Source organism: Caballeronia sp. EK, from assembly GCF_014384845.1.
In the GTDB taxonomy this organism is placed as follows: domain Bacteria; phylum Pseudomonadota; class Gammaproteobacteria; order Burkholderiales; family Burkholderiaceae; genus Caballeronia; species Caballeronia jiangsuensis.
The window spans coordinates 78,350-92,371 of record NZ_JACSUE010000013.1; the positions used below are offsets into that span (position 1 = coordinate 78,350).

The window sequence follows — 14,022 nt, forward strand, 5'->3', positions numbered from 1 at the left end:
CAAATCGAAAGCGCCGATGAGTTGGATAAACAGCGAAATACGTTGTATTATCATTGCATCCTCGGCTCTTACCCGTTTATGTCCGAACCACTTTCCGACGAAACCCGTCTCGCGGCGGACATCGAGCGCCTCAAGATCGAATTCCCCAAGACGCGCGAACTCTACCGTGAGGTGTGTGCGCTGCTGTTTTTCCGCTTCGGCGTCGCGCCGACCGCCAATCGTCTCTACAACCTGGTCCGCCGCGGCACCATGAGCACGCCGGCCTCCGTGTTGAGCGAGTTCTGGGCAGAGCTGCGCGAGAAAAGCCGGGTGCGCATCGAGCACCCGGACTTGCCGACGGACTTAAGCGAAGCGGCGGGCGAGCTGATCGGGACGCTCTGGACTCGGGCGGCGACGTCTGCACAGGCCGAACTGACGTCCCTGCGCGACGAAGTCGAAGCGAGTCGCGCCGAGGCAGAGCAAAAGGTCGTCGCCGCACGGGAAGAACTGGGTCGCACGGAAACGGCGCTGGAGCAGCGTACCGCGGCACTGCTAGCGGCCCAGGTCGAGATTCGGGAATTGGAGCGACAGCAAGCAGAAGAGGCCGCCACGCGTAAAGCGCTTGAGGCGCAGATCAAGCGTCTCGGCGAAGAGGCAGTCGCGCGCGAGCGGGAGCTGGAGAAGGTGCGCGACACGTTCTCGCGTGATCTGGAGAAGCTTCGCGAGACCGCGAGCCGTGCCGAGGAGCGCCTGCGCGCGTCGGAAAAGCGGGCGCTCCTGGAGATCGATCGGGAACGCAGCGTCACGGCCAAGGCTCAGAAGGAAGTGGCCGAGGTGGCCAAGCGGGCGGACAAGCGAGAGGCCGAGCATCGTCGCACCGTCGAAGCGCTGCAGGCGCAGCAGGGCGACACGCGCCATCAGAACGGGGTACTTCAGGGCAAGCTCGCCGCGCTCGAAGCGGCGCATCAGTCGCTTCAGGAGCAGCTGAAGGCGCTGCGCACAACGGCGCGGCCGTCCACGCGACGTCTGCCCACTGCCGAAGCCACCCCGCCAGCCAGGCGAGCCGCCCGCAAGGCAGTGGCTGGCAAAACGGCGAGCGTGAAAGGTCGCCCGTAGATAATGATCGGATGGCGCTGCGGGGCGGCGCGGTCCACGGCCAGTTGGCGTTGCAGTCGCGCCGACGGTCAAAAGGAGCGAACAGATGAGAAGATCGGCAGAGAATAAATTGCGGGTTGTAGCAGTGCGCATCGACCCCGTCATCGAACAGCGCTTGCGGGTGCTGGCAGAGGCAACGGGCCGGAAACAATCGTTCTTTCTGCAGCGAATGATCGAGGAAGGCATCGATGCGATGGAAGAAATCTGGCTGTCGCCGGACACGCTGGCAAAGGTTAGAAAGGGTGCTCTGCCCGAACTGCTCGCCGCTCAGAGCACCACCTCGGATCTGTTCGATCTGGATGCGACCGACGCAGCCTCGTAGCAGCGACGGTCACCTATTTTCGTCGCGGTTCGGTAAGATCGCGTTCGTTTTCACAGTGAGGAAGAGACTTCAATGAACAAGCAGGAACTGATCGACGCCGTGGCGTCGGAGTCGGGTACGAGCAAGGTCGCGGCCGAAGAGACCATCAATGCCGTTTTTGAGACGATTTCGAAAGCAGTGGCTGCCGGTGACGCCGTTCAGCTGATCGGCTTCGGATCGTTCGGGGCCGGCGAGCGGGCCGCACGAACGGGTCGAAATCCGCAGACCGGTGAGACGATCGAGATTGCGGCAGCCAAGACCGTCAAATTCACGGCCGGCAAGGGTTTCAAAGACGCCGTCAACCAAGCGTGAACCAGGGCGGCGTCAGTCATGCCGCCGCTTAGAAGAGCTGGTCGTCCAACGGCCGCAGATTGGTCAGCTTGACTGCCGTGAGGCGTTCGGTGCCGTCCGCGTGAATCGACCGGATCATGATCCGTTGGCCACGCGCTTCGCCCAGCACCTCGACGATGCGGTCCTCATAGCGCACAAGCGTGCCGCGAGGCGGTTTGCGTTTTATGCGGCTGCGACCGGTCGAAGAAGGCATAGGGCGTCAAAGCTCGTGCGTCGATCGCATTATGCCAATTCGCAGCGGCGATACCACATCGTTTAGCCGGCTACGGCACAAACAGAGAGGGCAAAGGTTATGCGCCGCATCGTGGTACGTTCTTCGCCGGTCCACGGACGCGGTGTATTTGCACTCACCCAGATCGGGGCTGGTGAGACAGTCCTGGAATACAAGGGCAAGCGCGTGTCTTGGGCACAAGCGCAGCGCCAGTATGCGCGTTCGGCCGCCGAGGACGGCCACACGTTTTACTTCGACCTTGACGACGGGCGCGTGATCGACGGCGCGCAGGGCGGCAACTCGGCGCGATGGGTCAATCACAGTTGCGCGCCGAACTGCGACACCGAGCAAGATGGCAGCCGGGTTTTCTTCCACGCGCTACGCGACATCAAGCCGGGCGAAGAGTTGTTTATCGACTATCGACTTTTTGTGGAAGGGCGAAAAACTGCTGCGCTCAAAACCCTGTATGCGTGCCGCTGCGGTTCCCACGCCTGTCGAGGGACGATGCTGGCCGGGTCCTGAACCGCCGACCGAATGGTGACCACGCACCACCGACTATCGCATCCCGACTACGGACCTGCTCGCGACCGCGACGACTTCGACGCACTGAAATGCTGCCGGAACGTGACTGTCATGCCCTCCTCAAAATGGACCTTCGCTTCGCGCTTTCGACGCAACGCATTCGGATGGAGATCGTCGCTGCCCATCCAACGCCTGAAGGAGGCGGTCTCCGAGATTCGTTCGGTCGCCCGCACCGATCGCGCGCTCGCGGCCGACGGCGCTGTTCTTCTTCTTGAAAAACTGTCGCCTGCACTCGAGCACGTCGATAGTTCATCGGGCGCACTGGGCAGCGCGGTCAATCGTGCAATCGAGGCGCTCGTCCCACTGATTGCCGCCGCCGACGTTGCGCCCGCAGCACGGGAGCGCTGGCTGGAAAGGCTTTTCGAGGCGTTGCAGGACGATCAGATGCCCTACATTGAGAGCCTCGGCGAACACTGGGGAACCTTGTGCGTGACGCCCTCGTTGGCATCTGACTGGGCCGACCGGTTGTTGCCGCTCGTCACCCATGTGCTGGAGGCGGAAGGATTCAACTACTTCGTCGGCGTGGTGCCGTGCTTGAGTGCGCTCTACGCAGCCGGCCGCTTCGAGGAAATCGTTGAGCTTGTGCGGCGCGATCGCCTAAGTTCCTGGTGGTATCGGCGTTGGGCCGTCGACGCGCTGGTCTGCCTCGGACGTCCGGGCGACGCACTTCGCCTTGCTGAAGCGAGCCGAGGGCTGAATGCGCCCGAATCCGCAATCGCGCGCACCTGCGAGACGATCCTCCTCGAGTCCGGCATGACCGAGGAGGCCTACGAGCGCTATGCGTTTGCCGCCAATCGTGCAGGCACGTACCTCGCAACTTTCCGCGCGATCACCAAGAAATATCCCGGGAAAGCCCCGGCAACGATCTTATCGGACCTGGTTCGAAGCGAGCCTGGGTCCGAAGGCAAATGGTTTGCCGCCGCCAAAGACGCCGGGCTGTTCGATCAGGCCATTGCGCTGTCCAGACAGAGCCCCACCGATCCCAAGACGCTCATACGCGCCGCGCGAGATTTCGAGACGAAGCAGTCCCGTTTCGCGATGGACTGTGCGCTGTGCGCACTGCAATGGATGGAGGCCGGCTACGGCTATGAGGTGTCGATGACTGACGTCACCGATGCCTATGATGCCCTCATCGCCGCGGCAAGTGCGAATCAGGTCTCTAAAGGAGCGGTGGACGATTGCGTGCGAAGCCTGATTCGCAATGCGGACTCGCTGGTTGGGCGAGCGTTGCACACGCGCATGGAGGCCGACCGGCGCTAGACAAGAAGAGAACAGGTTTGTGCTGACGTAGCGCGTCGGCGCCGCTTGCGCCTTTGCGTGAGCCCGGCAAGGACCTACCCTCCAGCGACACGGTCCGACACGCCCCCGCATGCTTCCTTGACTTCTCGTGAGCCTCGATACGCTGGTCTCAACGGATCAGGAGACGCACAGCGTATGAAGTCAATCGTAGCAAAGCGAAATCATCAAGTGCCGGATACTTCAGCCGACGTGCCGAAGCGGACGTCCCTGGAAGCGGATCGTGAACTCGCGCATATACAGAAAGTGGTGACGGCAGTACGGGCAACATCCGTTCCGTTGCCGATAAGCGTTCGGTATTGGAAAGTGCGCCTGCATGAGCTTCGCATTGGCTACATGTTGCTTCCCGTCCAACTTGCCCGGCTGTCCGCGCTTGAGATTGACGTCGAGAATATCGCACAAGGACAGGCGGACGTCGGCGCGGGCGACGGACGCCGCGTGGCGTAGTGAGTGAGGCCGGCAAGCGGTCTGTGACCGATGCGGTTCTTACGCGTCGACCCCGACAACTCGGCATTCGCGCACGAAGCCCCGCGCGCAGCGCGAATTCGATTGTCCTGGCGCCCTGTGTTCATAGGTCGTGACGTTGCCGCTAGAGCAGAACCGCCTGTTGTAATAACTCCAACGCCTTCAATTCGTCCAAGCGACCGGTGCGTGCCTTGCCGGCGAGCGTCTTCAGGAGCGCCTCTGCGATAGGTGAGATCCCATCGAGACCGTCCAAGTTGGTCGCGGAAGTGGGGGAGGACGGCGTGTCAGCGGGCGGTGACATTGCAACCGCAGGCTGCGACGCCACCGGTGCGGAAACGGCTGCTGGCGTGTGGCTTTCGATGCGTTCCACGGGACCGTCGGCGCGCATCGCAACTGCGCTGCTGACGTTCTTGTGCTGAGCGCTCGCAACGCTGCCGCCGTCGCCCGCCGCATCAGTTGGCAATGGCTCGGTGTGCGGATCGCTCGTGATGCTAGGTACAGCTCGATCGTTTTCGCTCGTCGGAGTGGCTGCGACCGGTGTGTCCTCATACGCCGCCGCGGCGGTGGGCGCCTGTGCTTGACCCGGCGCGCGCGCGCGTGATGCGGGCGCGAGCAGCTGCGCGACTGACTCGGGAATATCGGCTTCGGCGCGGGGTGTGTCCAGCCACCCCGCAGGCAGACCCAGCCCCGCGGTGAAGCGCTCGGCTTCAGCATCATCCATGCGCTTTTTACCGTGGAGTCGGTGCGCCATATTCGATCCGCTCAAACCCAAGACTGCGCCGAGCTTGACCTTCGAACCGTTGCGTGTGGTGAGAACGTGAAGGTTGGCCTGCCTGATGCGCTCTACGGTCACACCGCCGTTTCGTTGCGCTGCTTGTTTCCGCCCGGCCACTTGATGCGACTGATGCGGTGTGGGCGAACCTCCTGCTCTTGCAGCGTGACCGCTTGTCGGCGCAGAAGCCTTTTGGACACGGGTCTTGGGCGCACCCGACGCTTCTTTAGAACTCTTAGACGGCATGGTCATATCCTTGGGCGAACTGCTGACAAGCAGCGATGGCTTCTGCGCACTTGAAAGAATGGGTGTTGCCTCGATGTCACCTTCATCGGTCATCTCGTCCGTATGGACGAACTCGAGCGGCGCCTTCAGGCGCGCAATCGTCTCCGGGGAAAGGACCGGATGAAGTTGGTCGAAAAAGCCGGAAGGCAGCCCAAGCGTCGTTTCCATGTGGAAGGCGGTCTCGGGCGTGAATCGCTCTCCGCGCATCAGTTCGGCGATCCGGGTCATGCTTGAGTCGAGCCCCAGCGCGATATTCTCCGCGCCGACCGCATCGACGAGGAATCTCAAGGAACGAGTCTTAATAATCGACGCCGGCGTGGCTCCGCCATTAGTCTCTCTTGGAGGAGGTTGGCGTCGCGCTGGGTGCTTCTGATTCGTCAGGTGATGAGGTTGGCGGCGACTGTTTGGCTTGCCTCGATATCCCGCATTCGGTCCGCGGGTTTGACTCATAGGAGAACTCCGGTGCGATGCGTGAAATTTCCGCGGTCCATTATATCGGCCGTCGTTCGGGCTGAGCGACTATCGCCACGCACGCGTAGAGTGTGGTGCTAATGGGCACTTTCGCGCTGCGTGGCCGATTGCGATTAGTGGCGTGCCGCCGTGGACGGGAGCGGCGAGGCGCGCCCGCTAGTGGCGAACCGTTTGAGCCTGTCCCGTGCAGCAACATGAACATATCTTGGCGCGCTCGCTAGTTGACGGTCCGCCTGCTGCAACAACGCTTCGAACAACGGCAGATCCGCCGCCTCAAGGTTCCACCGTCGCTCTAGCTCGGCGCGTTCCAAGCCGCGCTCGAGAGCCGCTTCAGCGCGTGCATAAATAATTACATCCGTGTCGCCATAACCCGCATCTTGCACAAAGAACGTGCCGTAGACGAGTTGGATAAGCTCGTTGAAAAGATAGGCCGATCCAGCGCCGACCCGACAGGCGGCGAACGTCAAGTGATTCGATAACGCGACGGTCTGCGCCGCCGACGGAGGCAGGGGCAGCAGCATCTCTTTGCTGAGCGGTTTGCGAGACAACGACCGAGCAGCTTGCGAGGAAGGGCGACGAGATGACATCGGGAACGAAGGAACTGGAGGTGCCTGGAAAACGGATGCCGCAAAATCATAACAGGCTGGAAGGGAGCGTTATTGTGGCGCGTGCCTCGTTGGCGCACGGACAGCCCGACCATTTGTGCGTCGGCGAACTTGGGGGCATCTGAATAATGCGTCGCTCTTCTTTTGGCAGTCGATAATCAGCGCAGCGTTTCGTCGAACGATCCATGGCAGCTTCTTCGACGCGGCGAAATCGATTAGCCTGTATCGTCTTCATGGACCTTCTTGAGCGCGACGACAATGCAGCAACTCGACATATTTGCCGACAGCCGGGACGTAGCGCTGCGCAATGATGTGGTGGAGCAGTTGCAGCTTCGCGACGCCGCCGCGGCGCGAACGGCACTCACAGTGCTCGCCGGCGAATACCCGAGCGACAGTGCCCTGCCTTCCATGACGGTGCTTGTCCAGCAACTTGAGAACGCATCAACGCTCGCCGTGACCGACCACGCTGAGTTGGCCGTGATCTGCCGTCACTTTGAGAATGAGGTGGCGCACGCTGCCCGACAAGTTTTGCCCGAGCGGTACGCCCAGTTGTGGATGACACAATGCTGGCGTGAACTCGCTCAGCGCGCCGCAGCGTTGAGGTACCGTGCCGGTGACCCGGACAGTCACGCCGCACCTCTGTGGCTTCGGGCAGGTGACTGGGCCGCTGCAAGCGATGCTATCGAATCGATTGAGTCCTGGTGGCGCATTCCATCGCCGCTCGCGTGGATGACCGAGGCGCGCTATCGTTCCGCCGGAGTCGATGCTGCGTGGCCGCTAATTGCGGAGTTGGCGTGGTTGGCGCCGGCCCGGTTCACCCCGCTCATCGTCACCCTGCAGGACGCTTCGCTCAACGTGCTGCGTCGACGCTTTGATGCAGATTTCCGAGGCACAGGCGAAAGCGAAGATTACGCGTGGTTTCCAGCGTGGCTGCTGATCATCAAACCGGCAGTCACAGGCAGGCTCGGCGAGGCGCGCGTACAGCGCGATCTGCCGGCATCGCGTGCGACTGCCTTACTCGGAGAGATTCTGCGTCGGGAACGTGAAGGCGAACAGCACGAACTGATTGCCCTGCGTCAAGAGATCCGCCGCCTGCATTCGGGCCTTTTTGACATATACATGGCAACGCGGAACGTGCAGCACCGATGAGACCACGCCGCGTACGTTGCCGGGCCTTGGACCACCGCGTCCCGAACGAAAACCGACTCACTGACTCGGAAATCTTCGCTGCAGACTTTCGGCTGCGCGTGGAAAGGCGATGCGGACTGTGACGTTTGCACTTCCGGTAGACATTGGATCACCGATCGTGCAGGACGTCGCGCGCCTCCCGAGCGTGTCAATGGTTCCGGTGTCGCGCATGCCCGACGGATGCGACAACGTCGCATCGGAAATCAGCGAAATTGTCACCGCTCAGTAGCGGTGACATAGGGTTATCCCGAATATAACAAGTATTTGTTGTTCAAAAGCTCATTAATTTTAAGCGGCTGCTTACCTATACTGAAGTCACTGAAGCGCAAACAGGGCTGTTTGCGAAAAACAAGACTCGGAGGTAAGTATCATGAAACTCGCAACTCTCGTCGTCGCCGCTGCACTCGCTATTCCGGCAGTTTCTTCGTTCGCTCAAAGCCAACCGCTGACCCGCGCGCAAGTTAAGGCAGAACTGGTCCAACTCGAACGCGCTGGATATAACCCGAGCATGGATCGCGTGACCTATCCGGCCGAGATTCAAGCAGCCGAAGCGAAGGTCGCGGCGCAGACCGGGCAAACGAGCTACGGCGGCGTGGCTGACACTGCGTCGGCTTCGGGCGGCCCAGCTCACACCGGCAATAGCATCGCTCCTGTCTATTTCGGTCACTAATCGACCGGCAGAGCAAGAGGCTCTTGCTCACTACAAGAGGACTGGCCGCTGTGGTGGTACTGCAGACGGCCAGTTTGCCTAATAGCACCTCCGCCACCGGCGTAGCCGATGGGTTGCCCAGCACCTAACTCGTCCTGGGCCTTTTTTCGTGGGTGTGTCTAGGGGAAAAGGATAGCGGCGATGTCTCTGGCGCTATGTAGGACGTGAATTACGTCAATGCGCTCGGGTTGCCCAGTGACGCGATAGAAAATCTGGTAGCTGCCGTGAACACGATGTCGCACGCCGCGATCTTCGTATCGAGGCACGAGCGGGTAGGCGAGCGGCATATCTGCAAGGCTCATGCACCTGTCACGCATCTCAAGAACGAAGCTCAAGGCGCGGCGTGGATTGTCGCGGGCGATGTAGTCGCCGATGGCCTCAAGCTCGGCTTCCGCAGCCGGTAAGATGCGAACAATCATGCCTTGCTGTCGATCATCGCCTGATACTTAGCCTCAAGCCGGTCGAACACTTGTCGGGCGGATTTTCCTCGGCCAGCATCTGAATCAACGGTGCCGCGCTCGATCACGGCATCTAACGCGGCAAGCTGCGTCTCGCGATCCTGGATCAATCGCACGCCTTCGCGCAACACTTCGCTCTTTGAGCCGTACCGTCCCGTTTCGACCAGCTTCGTGATGAATCCCTCAAGCTGTTGTCCAAGGTCTGCACTAATCATGGTTGTGCTCTCCAGGCTAGTCATCCCACAGTATAACACTTATTAACTATTATCAAGCCTAGTCAGCGCCGTCTGCTGAAAGGACAGCTGGCAGACATCGGTGCACGAGGAGGCCGGTGTCAATGGTTTTCAAAAAAAGACCGCTGACGAGAAGTGGGACGATACGGTTGTAGAAGTCCATCGGCTCCGCGATCGCCCGCGAACCTGCACCTTGCAGGGCCTAGCGGAAAGCGTTCGCGCACTCCGTGCACGATGTTGGCATTGACGAGGCACGCAGCCGGATCGGTAAAGGCGGCGACAAGCTGCTGTCGGCGTTTGTCTCCACATGCCAGATCCGCGATCACGGGCAGCCCTGAAGCGCGGCGGGGCAACCATCACAAGGCACATTGCTTGCCGCTTTTGCGGCGATTCCCGGCCCGTCAACGAAGTCGGCGAAAAGAGGAGGGCCGCACTGCTCGCTAATCGGCCTTTGCCGACGTTCGCCGCTCATCCGCCGTGCGGCTGCAGCGCGCCGCTTTACGGTCATTCGCGATTCGAGGCAGCTGATCGCCGGCGTCGGGGGGCTCGAACGAGTCTTGACGGTCAACTACGGACTCTGTCTCGCGGTTTCACAGGGACGTTCGGAAGTCGGCTCCGCACTAAGCAACCGACATCCGTGTGCGAATAGCGCCGGTGGCAGCGTCAACCATTTCAACAATCCGCCGTGCGCGAAAGGATCACTCATCCGGAGGATGTCAGGCAATGAGCGACCGCGGTGGCTGCGTTCAAGCTCTTGTCGCATTGCCGATCCTGAAGGTTTGTGCGCTACCGTTCGAGCATCATTTGAGGCTGCGATATTTCTCGAGCCGAAGAGTATGGCGATGAGCGACCGATCGCAGTAGCGCTCGCAATTTGCTGCGCGCTTTGTTGTGCGCCGAAAAAAGCGAGGCAGACCGGGTCCAGTGTGGACGGAGTACCGCTACACCCCCACCTGATATCTGCGCTAGACTTCCGCGACCGGGTAATGGTGATCCCTGCGGCGGTCAAGCGTGCACCTTGCGGCCACGTAACGTCGCGTTCTTTCGCGTTCAATGCGTTGCATGACGTACGATGAACACATTTGGAAGCTGAATTAGACGTATGGTTTCTGCGAATCGCCGCCGTTTCCTCGGCCGGTTGTTGGTCTCTGCGGGTGCCGCAGCCTCTATGGGCGCGGTGCCCGAGTCGATCCGAAAAGCCTTGGCAATTCCCGCGTCATCCCCCACTCGCACGATCGCGGATGTCGAGCACATCGTCGTACTGATGCAGGAGAACCGCTCATTCGACCACTACTTCGGTCACTTGCGCGGGGTGCGTGGCTATAACGACCGATTTCCTGTACCGCTCGTGAACGGTCAGCCTGTGTGGTGCCAGCCGTCGAAGGCGGACCCTGGGAAGCCCGTTTTGCCGTTCCATCTCGACACTGCTACGACGAGCGCCCAGTGCTTCGGCGATCTCGATCACGCCTGGTATCCGACGCATCGCGCAATCAACAATGGACGCAACGATCGCTGGCCGGCCAACAAGACCGACATGTCGATGGGCTATCACCTGCGCGGCGATATCCCGTTCCACTACGCGCTCGCCGATGCGTTCACCGTCTGCGACGCCTACTTCTGCTCGATGCCCGGCCCGACATTCCCTAACCGCGCGTATCTGATGTCCGGCACCGTCGATCCCAGCGGCGCGAAGGGCGGCCCGCTGCTCGACAATAACGTCTACGTCAGCAATCACAAGCCGCCGGAGTATCAACTGCTTTCGTGGACGACCTATCCGGAGCGGTTGCAGGAAGCGGGTGTGACGTGGCGGATCTATCAGCAGGGAACGACGGGTCGCGACCTTTATCAGGGAAACTTCGGCACCAACATCCTGCAGAACTTCGAGAACTACATCCAGGCGAAGCGCGGAAACCCGCTCTACGACCGCGCGCTGACGGCGCGTACGATCGCCGATCTGCGCGCGGACGTCATGGCGAACCAGCTCCCGCAAGTCTCGTGGCTCTTGCCTTCGGCGATCTACTCGGAACATCCCAACTTCATGCCGGCGTTCGGCGCCGCGTATATCGAACAAGTGATCGACGCGCTCACGGCCAATCCGGAGGTCTGGAGCAAGACCGTGCTCTTCCTGATGTACGACGAGAACGACGGCTTCTTCGACCACGTTCCGCCGCCTCAACCTCCCGCCAACGATGCGCAGGGACGCTCGACCGTCCGGATCGACGAGGAGTTGCATACGGCCGTGAATCCCCGGCGGGGCAAAGCCTATACCGCCGACGGTCTGCCTTATGGACTCGGTCCGCGCGTGCCGATGACGATCATATCGCCATGGACCAAGGGCGGATTCGTCTGTTCCCAGGTGTTCGACCACACGTCGATCATTCGCTTCATCGAGACGCGATTCGGCGTGCATGAACCGAACATCACGCCGTGGCGACGCGCCGTTTCCGGCGACCTGACTTCGGCGTTCGATTTCAGCGCGCGCGATGCGCGCATGCCCTCGCTGCCGAATGCGAGCGCGCAGGTCTCCGAAGCCACGCGGCAGTGCATGGTCAATCCCAGGCCTGTCGTTCCCGCGGTTTCAATGACGATCGACGCGCAGGAACCCGGCGTGCGCCCGGCGCGCGCGTTGCCTTACGAATTGCACGCGAACGGCGCCGTGGCCCGCGACGGCCGCTCATTCGAGTTCGTTTTCGATAACACCGGCCGGCAAGGCGCGCACTTCTACGTATATGCGATCGCCAGCAACGACGGGCCGTGGCGCTTTACAGTCGAAGCGGGCAAGTCGCTTACGGCCGATGTACCGTTGCCTCCGGAGGGCAAGTACGAATACGAGATCCACGGGCCGAATGGTTTCGTGCGGCGCTTGCGCGGCACAAGCGAGGGAGGACGTGTCGGGGTGTCCGTCGATTACGACATCAAGGCCACGGGCTTGCGCATCAGGCTCGCCAATGCGAGCGGTGCGAGCGCGCATGTCACGATCGCGGACAACGCCTATGGCGCACAGGCGCGCAAGCTGAGCCTCGCGGCGCAAGCCGAGCGCGTCGAAACGTGGCCGCTGGAGCGCAGTTCGCGCTGGTACGACCTGAGTGTGACGATCGCTGAAGATGAAGCGTTCCTGCGTCGCTTCGCGGGGCATCTCGAGAACGGCGAGGCCGGCATCACCGACCCCGCCGCGACCGTCCCCGTCACCGCGCTGGATTGATCAGAAACCGTGCAGCGCGTAGGTCAGCCACGCCAGCGATTTCTCGACGAAAGAGGGCGCTTCGCCGGAACCGAACAGGAGCATCGCGGCACCCGCGCCGGCGAAGCGCATCAAGACCCCGCGGGCGAATTCGCGCCTCGGCGCGCGCAGGCTCGAGACCACATAGAACGACGCGTTGACCTGCGTCGTATGCATCATGTAGCGATAAAAGCGCGTGAAGTGCGCGCGATTCGGTTCGACGGGCTCTTGCCAGAAGTCGTCCATCACGACGGACTCGACGATTCCCGGCCGTGCGTAGAATGCCGAGCCCGTCACGCACACCGGCACGCCGTGATAGAGCGCCTGCAGTCCGACCGTCGAATTGATCGTCACCACGCCCTTGCTGCGCTTCAGTAGCGAGGGAACATGGCCGTCGTGGATGTAGCGCACGCGCTCGCCGACTCCATACCGCCGCGCATGCGTGCCGATCGCGCGTTCGTAGTCGGCATGTCCCCGTTCGAGCGGATGATGCTTGAAAACAAGTAGATCGGAATCGAATGCGTGCTCGGCGAAAGAACGGATCGTGGCTTCGATAAAAGCGTCGTTATCCTGCCAGTCACTCGCATGCACGATCTGACTGTCGGTGCTGATCTGCAGCGGAACCAGAAAGAAATCGGGCCCATAAGCGTCGAGCAGGAGCCCGATGGTCTGCCGCTCTCTCGACCGGTACACATGCTTGCGATAGGCGGAGCGCAGCCAGCGAAACATTTCCGCTAATCGAAACGGCTTATGGTGCTCGTAATGCGGATATAGACGATGCGCCGACATGCCCGCCGCGAAATAAAGAAACGAATACCAGGCCATTCGCGTGAACGCCAGGCGGAACTGACGCGGCCGCTGAATCTGCGGATAGGTCGGCAACGCGGCGGGCACGACCGTGCAGAGCTGCGAAGCATGATTGACGCCGCCTTCTTCCATGGTGATCCACCATGGCCTCATATAGCCTTCCTCGAAGACCACGACCGTCACGCCGATTTCACGCGCGAGCAGGAGTGCCGCCTGATGCATCGGCCGATATTGCCCGAATAGCAAGATCGCGCGAATGCTCCGCTGCTCGATCAGAAGCCGAAGAAAGCCGGGCCATGCATTGGCGCGGTCCCGATATCTAATCGCTGAGGAATCCCGATAAAAAAACGAATCGCCGCCGTTGAAGTTGACCTTCGTGACGGATGCGCCGAGTTCACGCATGCGACCGGCGAGCTGCTCGAAAAATGGTCCGTTAGGACCTTGGAGAAGCAACAGATTTTGATGGCGACTGAGTTCATCAAGCCTTGAACCGGCAAAGGCATGAGCGGACATATGAAAATTTTTTGAGTAATTGTTACCGGGATTGCAGTGGTTCTTGGCGACTAGCTGACATCTGCCCCGTCGGCATTTTTTGGTTCGAATCTGTTCGTTTTGCCTTACTGGAATGGAAAAGCGGTAACGTCAAGGGGCAGCATGCGCATTTCTTACTTTGCAATGTCAAAGAATGTAACGCATAATCCACATTTCTAACAGGGTTTGTAATAACAGCGTAATGAGTTCGTCGAGGAAAATGCGCATTGGATGCGAGGGCAGGCGGCGCGTCGGTAATTCTGACGGGTCGTCTTTCATCGGAAACTTCGATGCCCGGACCGTTCCTCAAAGCCGAATTCCGTCGACGCATGCGTTTCGCCGTG

The 14,022-nt window shown here is 60.9% G+C and carries 15 protein-coding genes and 1 pseudogene; 9 read left to right on the forward strand and 7 right to left on the reverse strand.

The features are described 5' to 3' along the window. Positions 1-78: 78 nt before the first annotated feature. From IAG25_RS31280 to IAG25_RS31290, 3 genes and pseudogenes are all read left to right on the forward strand, one after another. Positions 79-1,095, forward strand: coding sequence for a DNA-binding protein (locus tag IAG25_RS31280; RefSeq protein ID WP_187608296.1), 1,017 nt, complete (start codon positions 79-81; stop codon positions 1,093-1,095). An 85-nt stretch (positions 1,096-1,180) separates the two neighbouring features. After that, on the forward strand, positions 1,181-1,456 hold the full coding sequence (locus IAG25_RS31285; RefSeq protein ID WP_187608297.1) for a hypothetical protein: 276 nt from the start codon (positions 1,181-1,183) through the stop codon (positions 1,454-1,456). 69 nt (positions 1,457-1,525) lie between these two features. Beyond that, positions 1,526-1,807 (forward strand): annotated as a pseudogene (locus IAG25_RS31290) (HU family DNA-binding protein); the annotation flags it as partial. A gap of 28 nt (positions 1,808-1,835) precedes the next feature. Here the strand turns inward: IAG25_RS31290 and IAG25_RS31295 are convergent. Then, positions 1,836-2,039 carry a hypothetical protein gene (locus IAG25_RS31295; protein WP_187608298.1) on the reverse strand — a complete coding sequence of 68 codons (204 nt, stop codon included), beginning with the start codon at positions 2,037-2,039 and terminating at the stop codon, positions 1,836-1,838. A gap of 99 nt (positions 2,040-2,138) precedes the next feature. On the opposite strand from IAG25_RS31295, the gene IAG25_RS31300 reads away from it, so the two are divergent. The 3 genes from IAG25_RS31300 (at position 2,139) to IAG25_RS31310 (ending at position 4,382) form a co-directional block, all read left to right on the forward strand. Next, a complete protein-coding gene (locus IAG25_RS31300; protein WP_187608299.1) occupies positions 2,139-2,579 on the forward strand; it encodes an SET domain-containing protein in 441 nt (146 codons plus the stop codon). Positions 2,580-2,690: 111 nt separating this feature from the next. Further along, positions 2,691-3,899, forward strand: a complete 1,209-nt coding sequence (locus tag IAG25_RS31305; RefSeq protein ID WP_187608364.1) for a hypothetical protein — start codon at positions 2,691-2,693, stop codon at positions 3,897-3,899. A 174-nt stretch (positions 3,900-4,073) separates the two neighbouring features. Then, positions 4,074-4,382, forward strand: coding sequence for a hypothetical protein (locus IAG25_RS31310; protein WP_086961707.1), 309 nt, complete (start codon positions 4,074-4,076; stop codon positions 4,380-4,382). Positions 4,383-4,524: 142 nt separating this feature from the next. On the opposite strand, the gene IAG25_RS31315 is transcribed toward IAG25_RS31310, so the two are convergent. Together IAG25_RS31315 and IAG25_RS31320 are read right to left on the reverse strand one after the other, a co-directional pair. Further along, complete coding sequence (locus IAG25_RS31315) at positions 4,525-5,907, reverse strand: hypothetical protein (protein ID WP_187608300.1); 1,383 nt, start codon at positions 5,905-5,907, stop codon at positions 4,525-4,527. Positions 5,908-6,041: 134 nt separating this feature from the next. Further along, positions 6,042-6,449 carry a hypothetical protein gene (locus IAG25_RS31320; RefSeq protein ID WP_255504072.1) on the reverse strand — a complete coding sequence of 136 codons (408 nt, stop codon included), beginning with the start codon at positions 6,447-6,449 and terminating at the stop codon, positions 6,042-6,044. Positions 6,450-6,791: 342 nt separating this feature from the next. Between IAG25_RS31320 and IAG25_RS31325 the strand changes: the two genes are divergently transcribed. Together IAG25_RS31325 and IAG25_RS31330 are read left to right on the forward strand one after the other, a co-directional pair. Further along, entirely contained in the window at positions 6,792-7,682 is an 891-nt protein-coding gene (locus IAG25_RS31325) for a hypothetical protein (protein WP_187608301.1), read from the forward strand. Positions 7,683-8,091: 409 nt separating this feature from the next. Beyond that, positions 8,092-8,391: a DUF4148 domain-containing protein gene (locus tag IAG25_RS31330; protein WP_062265583.1), complete on the forward strand. Its 300-nt coding sequence runs from the start codon at positions 8,092-8,094 to the stop codon at positions 8,389-8,391. Between the two features lie 158 nt (positions 8,392-8,549). Here the strand turns inward: IAG25_RS31330 and IAG25_RS31335 are convergent, their stop codons facing one another. Together IAG25_RS31335 and IAG25_RS31340 are read right to left on the reverse strand one after the other, a co-directional pair. Further along, positions 8,550-8,849, reverse strand: coding sequence for a type II toxin-antitoxin system RelE/ParE family toxin (locus IAG25_RS31335; RefSeq protein ID WP_041733659.1), 300 nt, complete (start codon positions 8,847-8,849; stop codon positions 8,550-8,552). Next, positions 8,846-9,103, reverse strand: coding sequence for a type II toxin-antitoxin system ParD family antitoxin (locus IAG25_RS31340; protein WP_187608302.1), 258 nt, complete (start codon positions 9,101-9,103; stop codon positions 8,846-8,848). Before IAG25_RS31340 ends, IAG25_RS31335 begins: the two co-directional genes overlap by 4 nt. 1,119 nt (positions 9,104-10,222) lie before the next feature. Here IAG25_RS31340 and IAG25_RS31345 point away from each other — a divergent pair. Next, on the forward strand, positions 10,223-12,322 hold the full coding sequence (locus tag IAG25_RS31345; protein WP_187608303.1) for a phosphocholine-specific phospholipase C: 2,100 nt from the start codon (positions 10,223-10,225) through the stop codon (positions 12,320-12,322). Here the strand turns inward: IAG25_RS31345 and IAG25_RS31350 are convergent, their stop codons facing one another. Together IAG25_RS31350 and IAG25_RS41650 are read right to left on the reverse strand one after the other, a co-directional pair. Further along, positions 12,323-13,549 carry a capsular biosynthesis protein gene (locus tag IAG25_RS31350; RefSeq protein ID WP_187608304.1) on the reverse strand — a complete coding sequence of 409 codons (1,227 nt, stop codon included), beginning with the start codon at positions 13,547-13,549 and terminating at the stop codon, positions 12,323-12,325. It abuts the gene before it with no gap. A gap of 276 nt (positions 13,550-13,825) precedes the next feature. After that, positions 13,826-13,957, reverse strand: coding sequence for a hypothetical protein (locus IAG25_RS41650; RefSeq protein WP_255504074.1), 132 nt, complete (start codon positions 13,955-13,957; stop codon positions 13,826-13,828). Positions 13,958-14,022 lie beyond the last annotated feature (65 nt).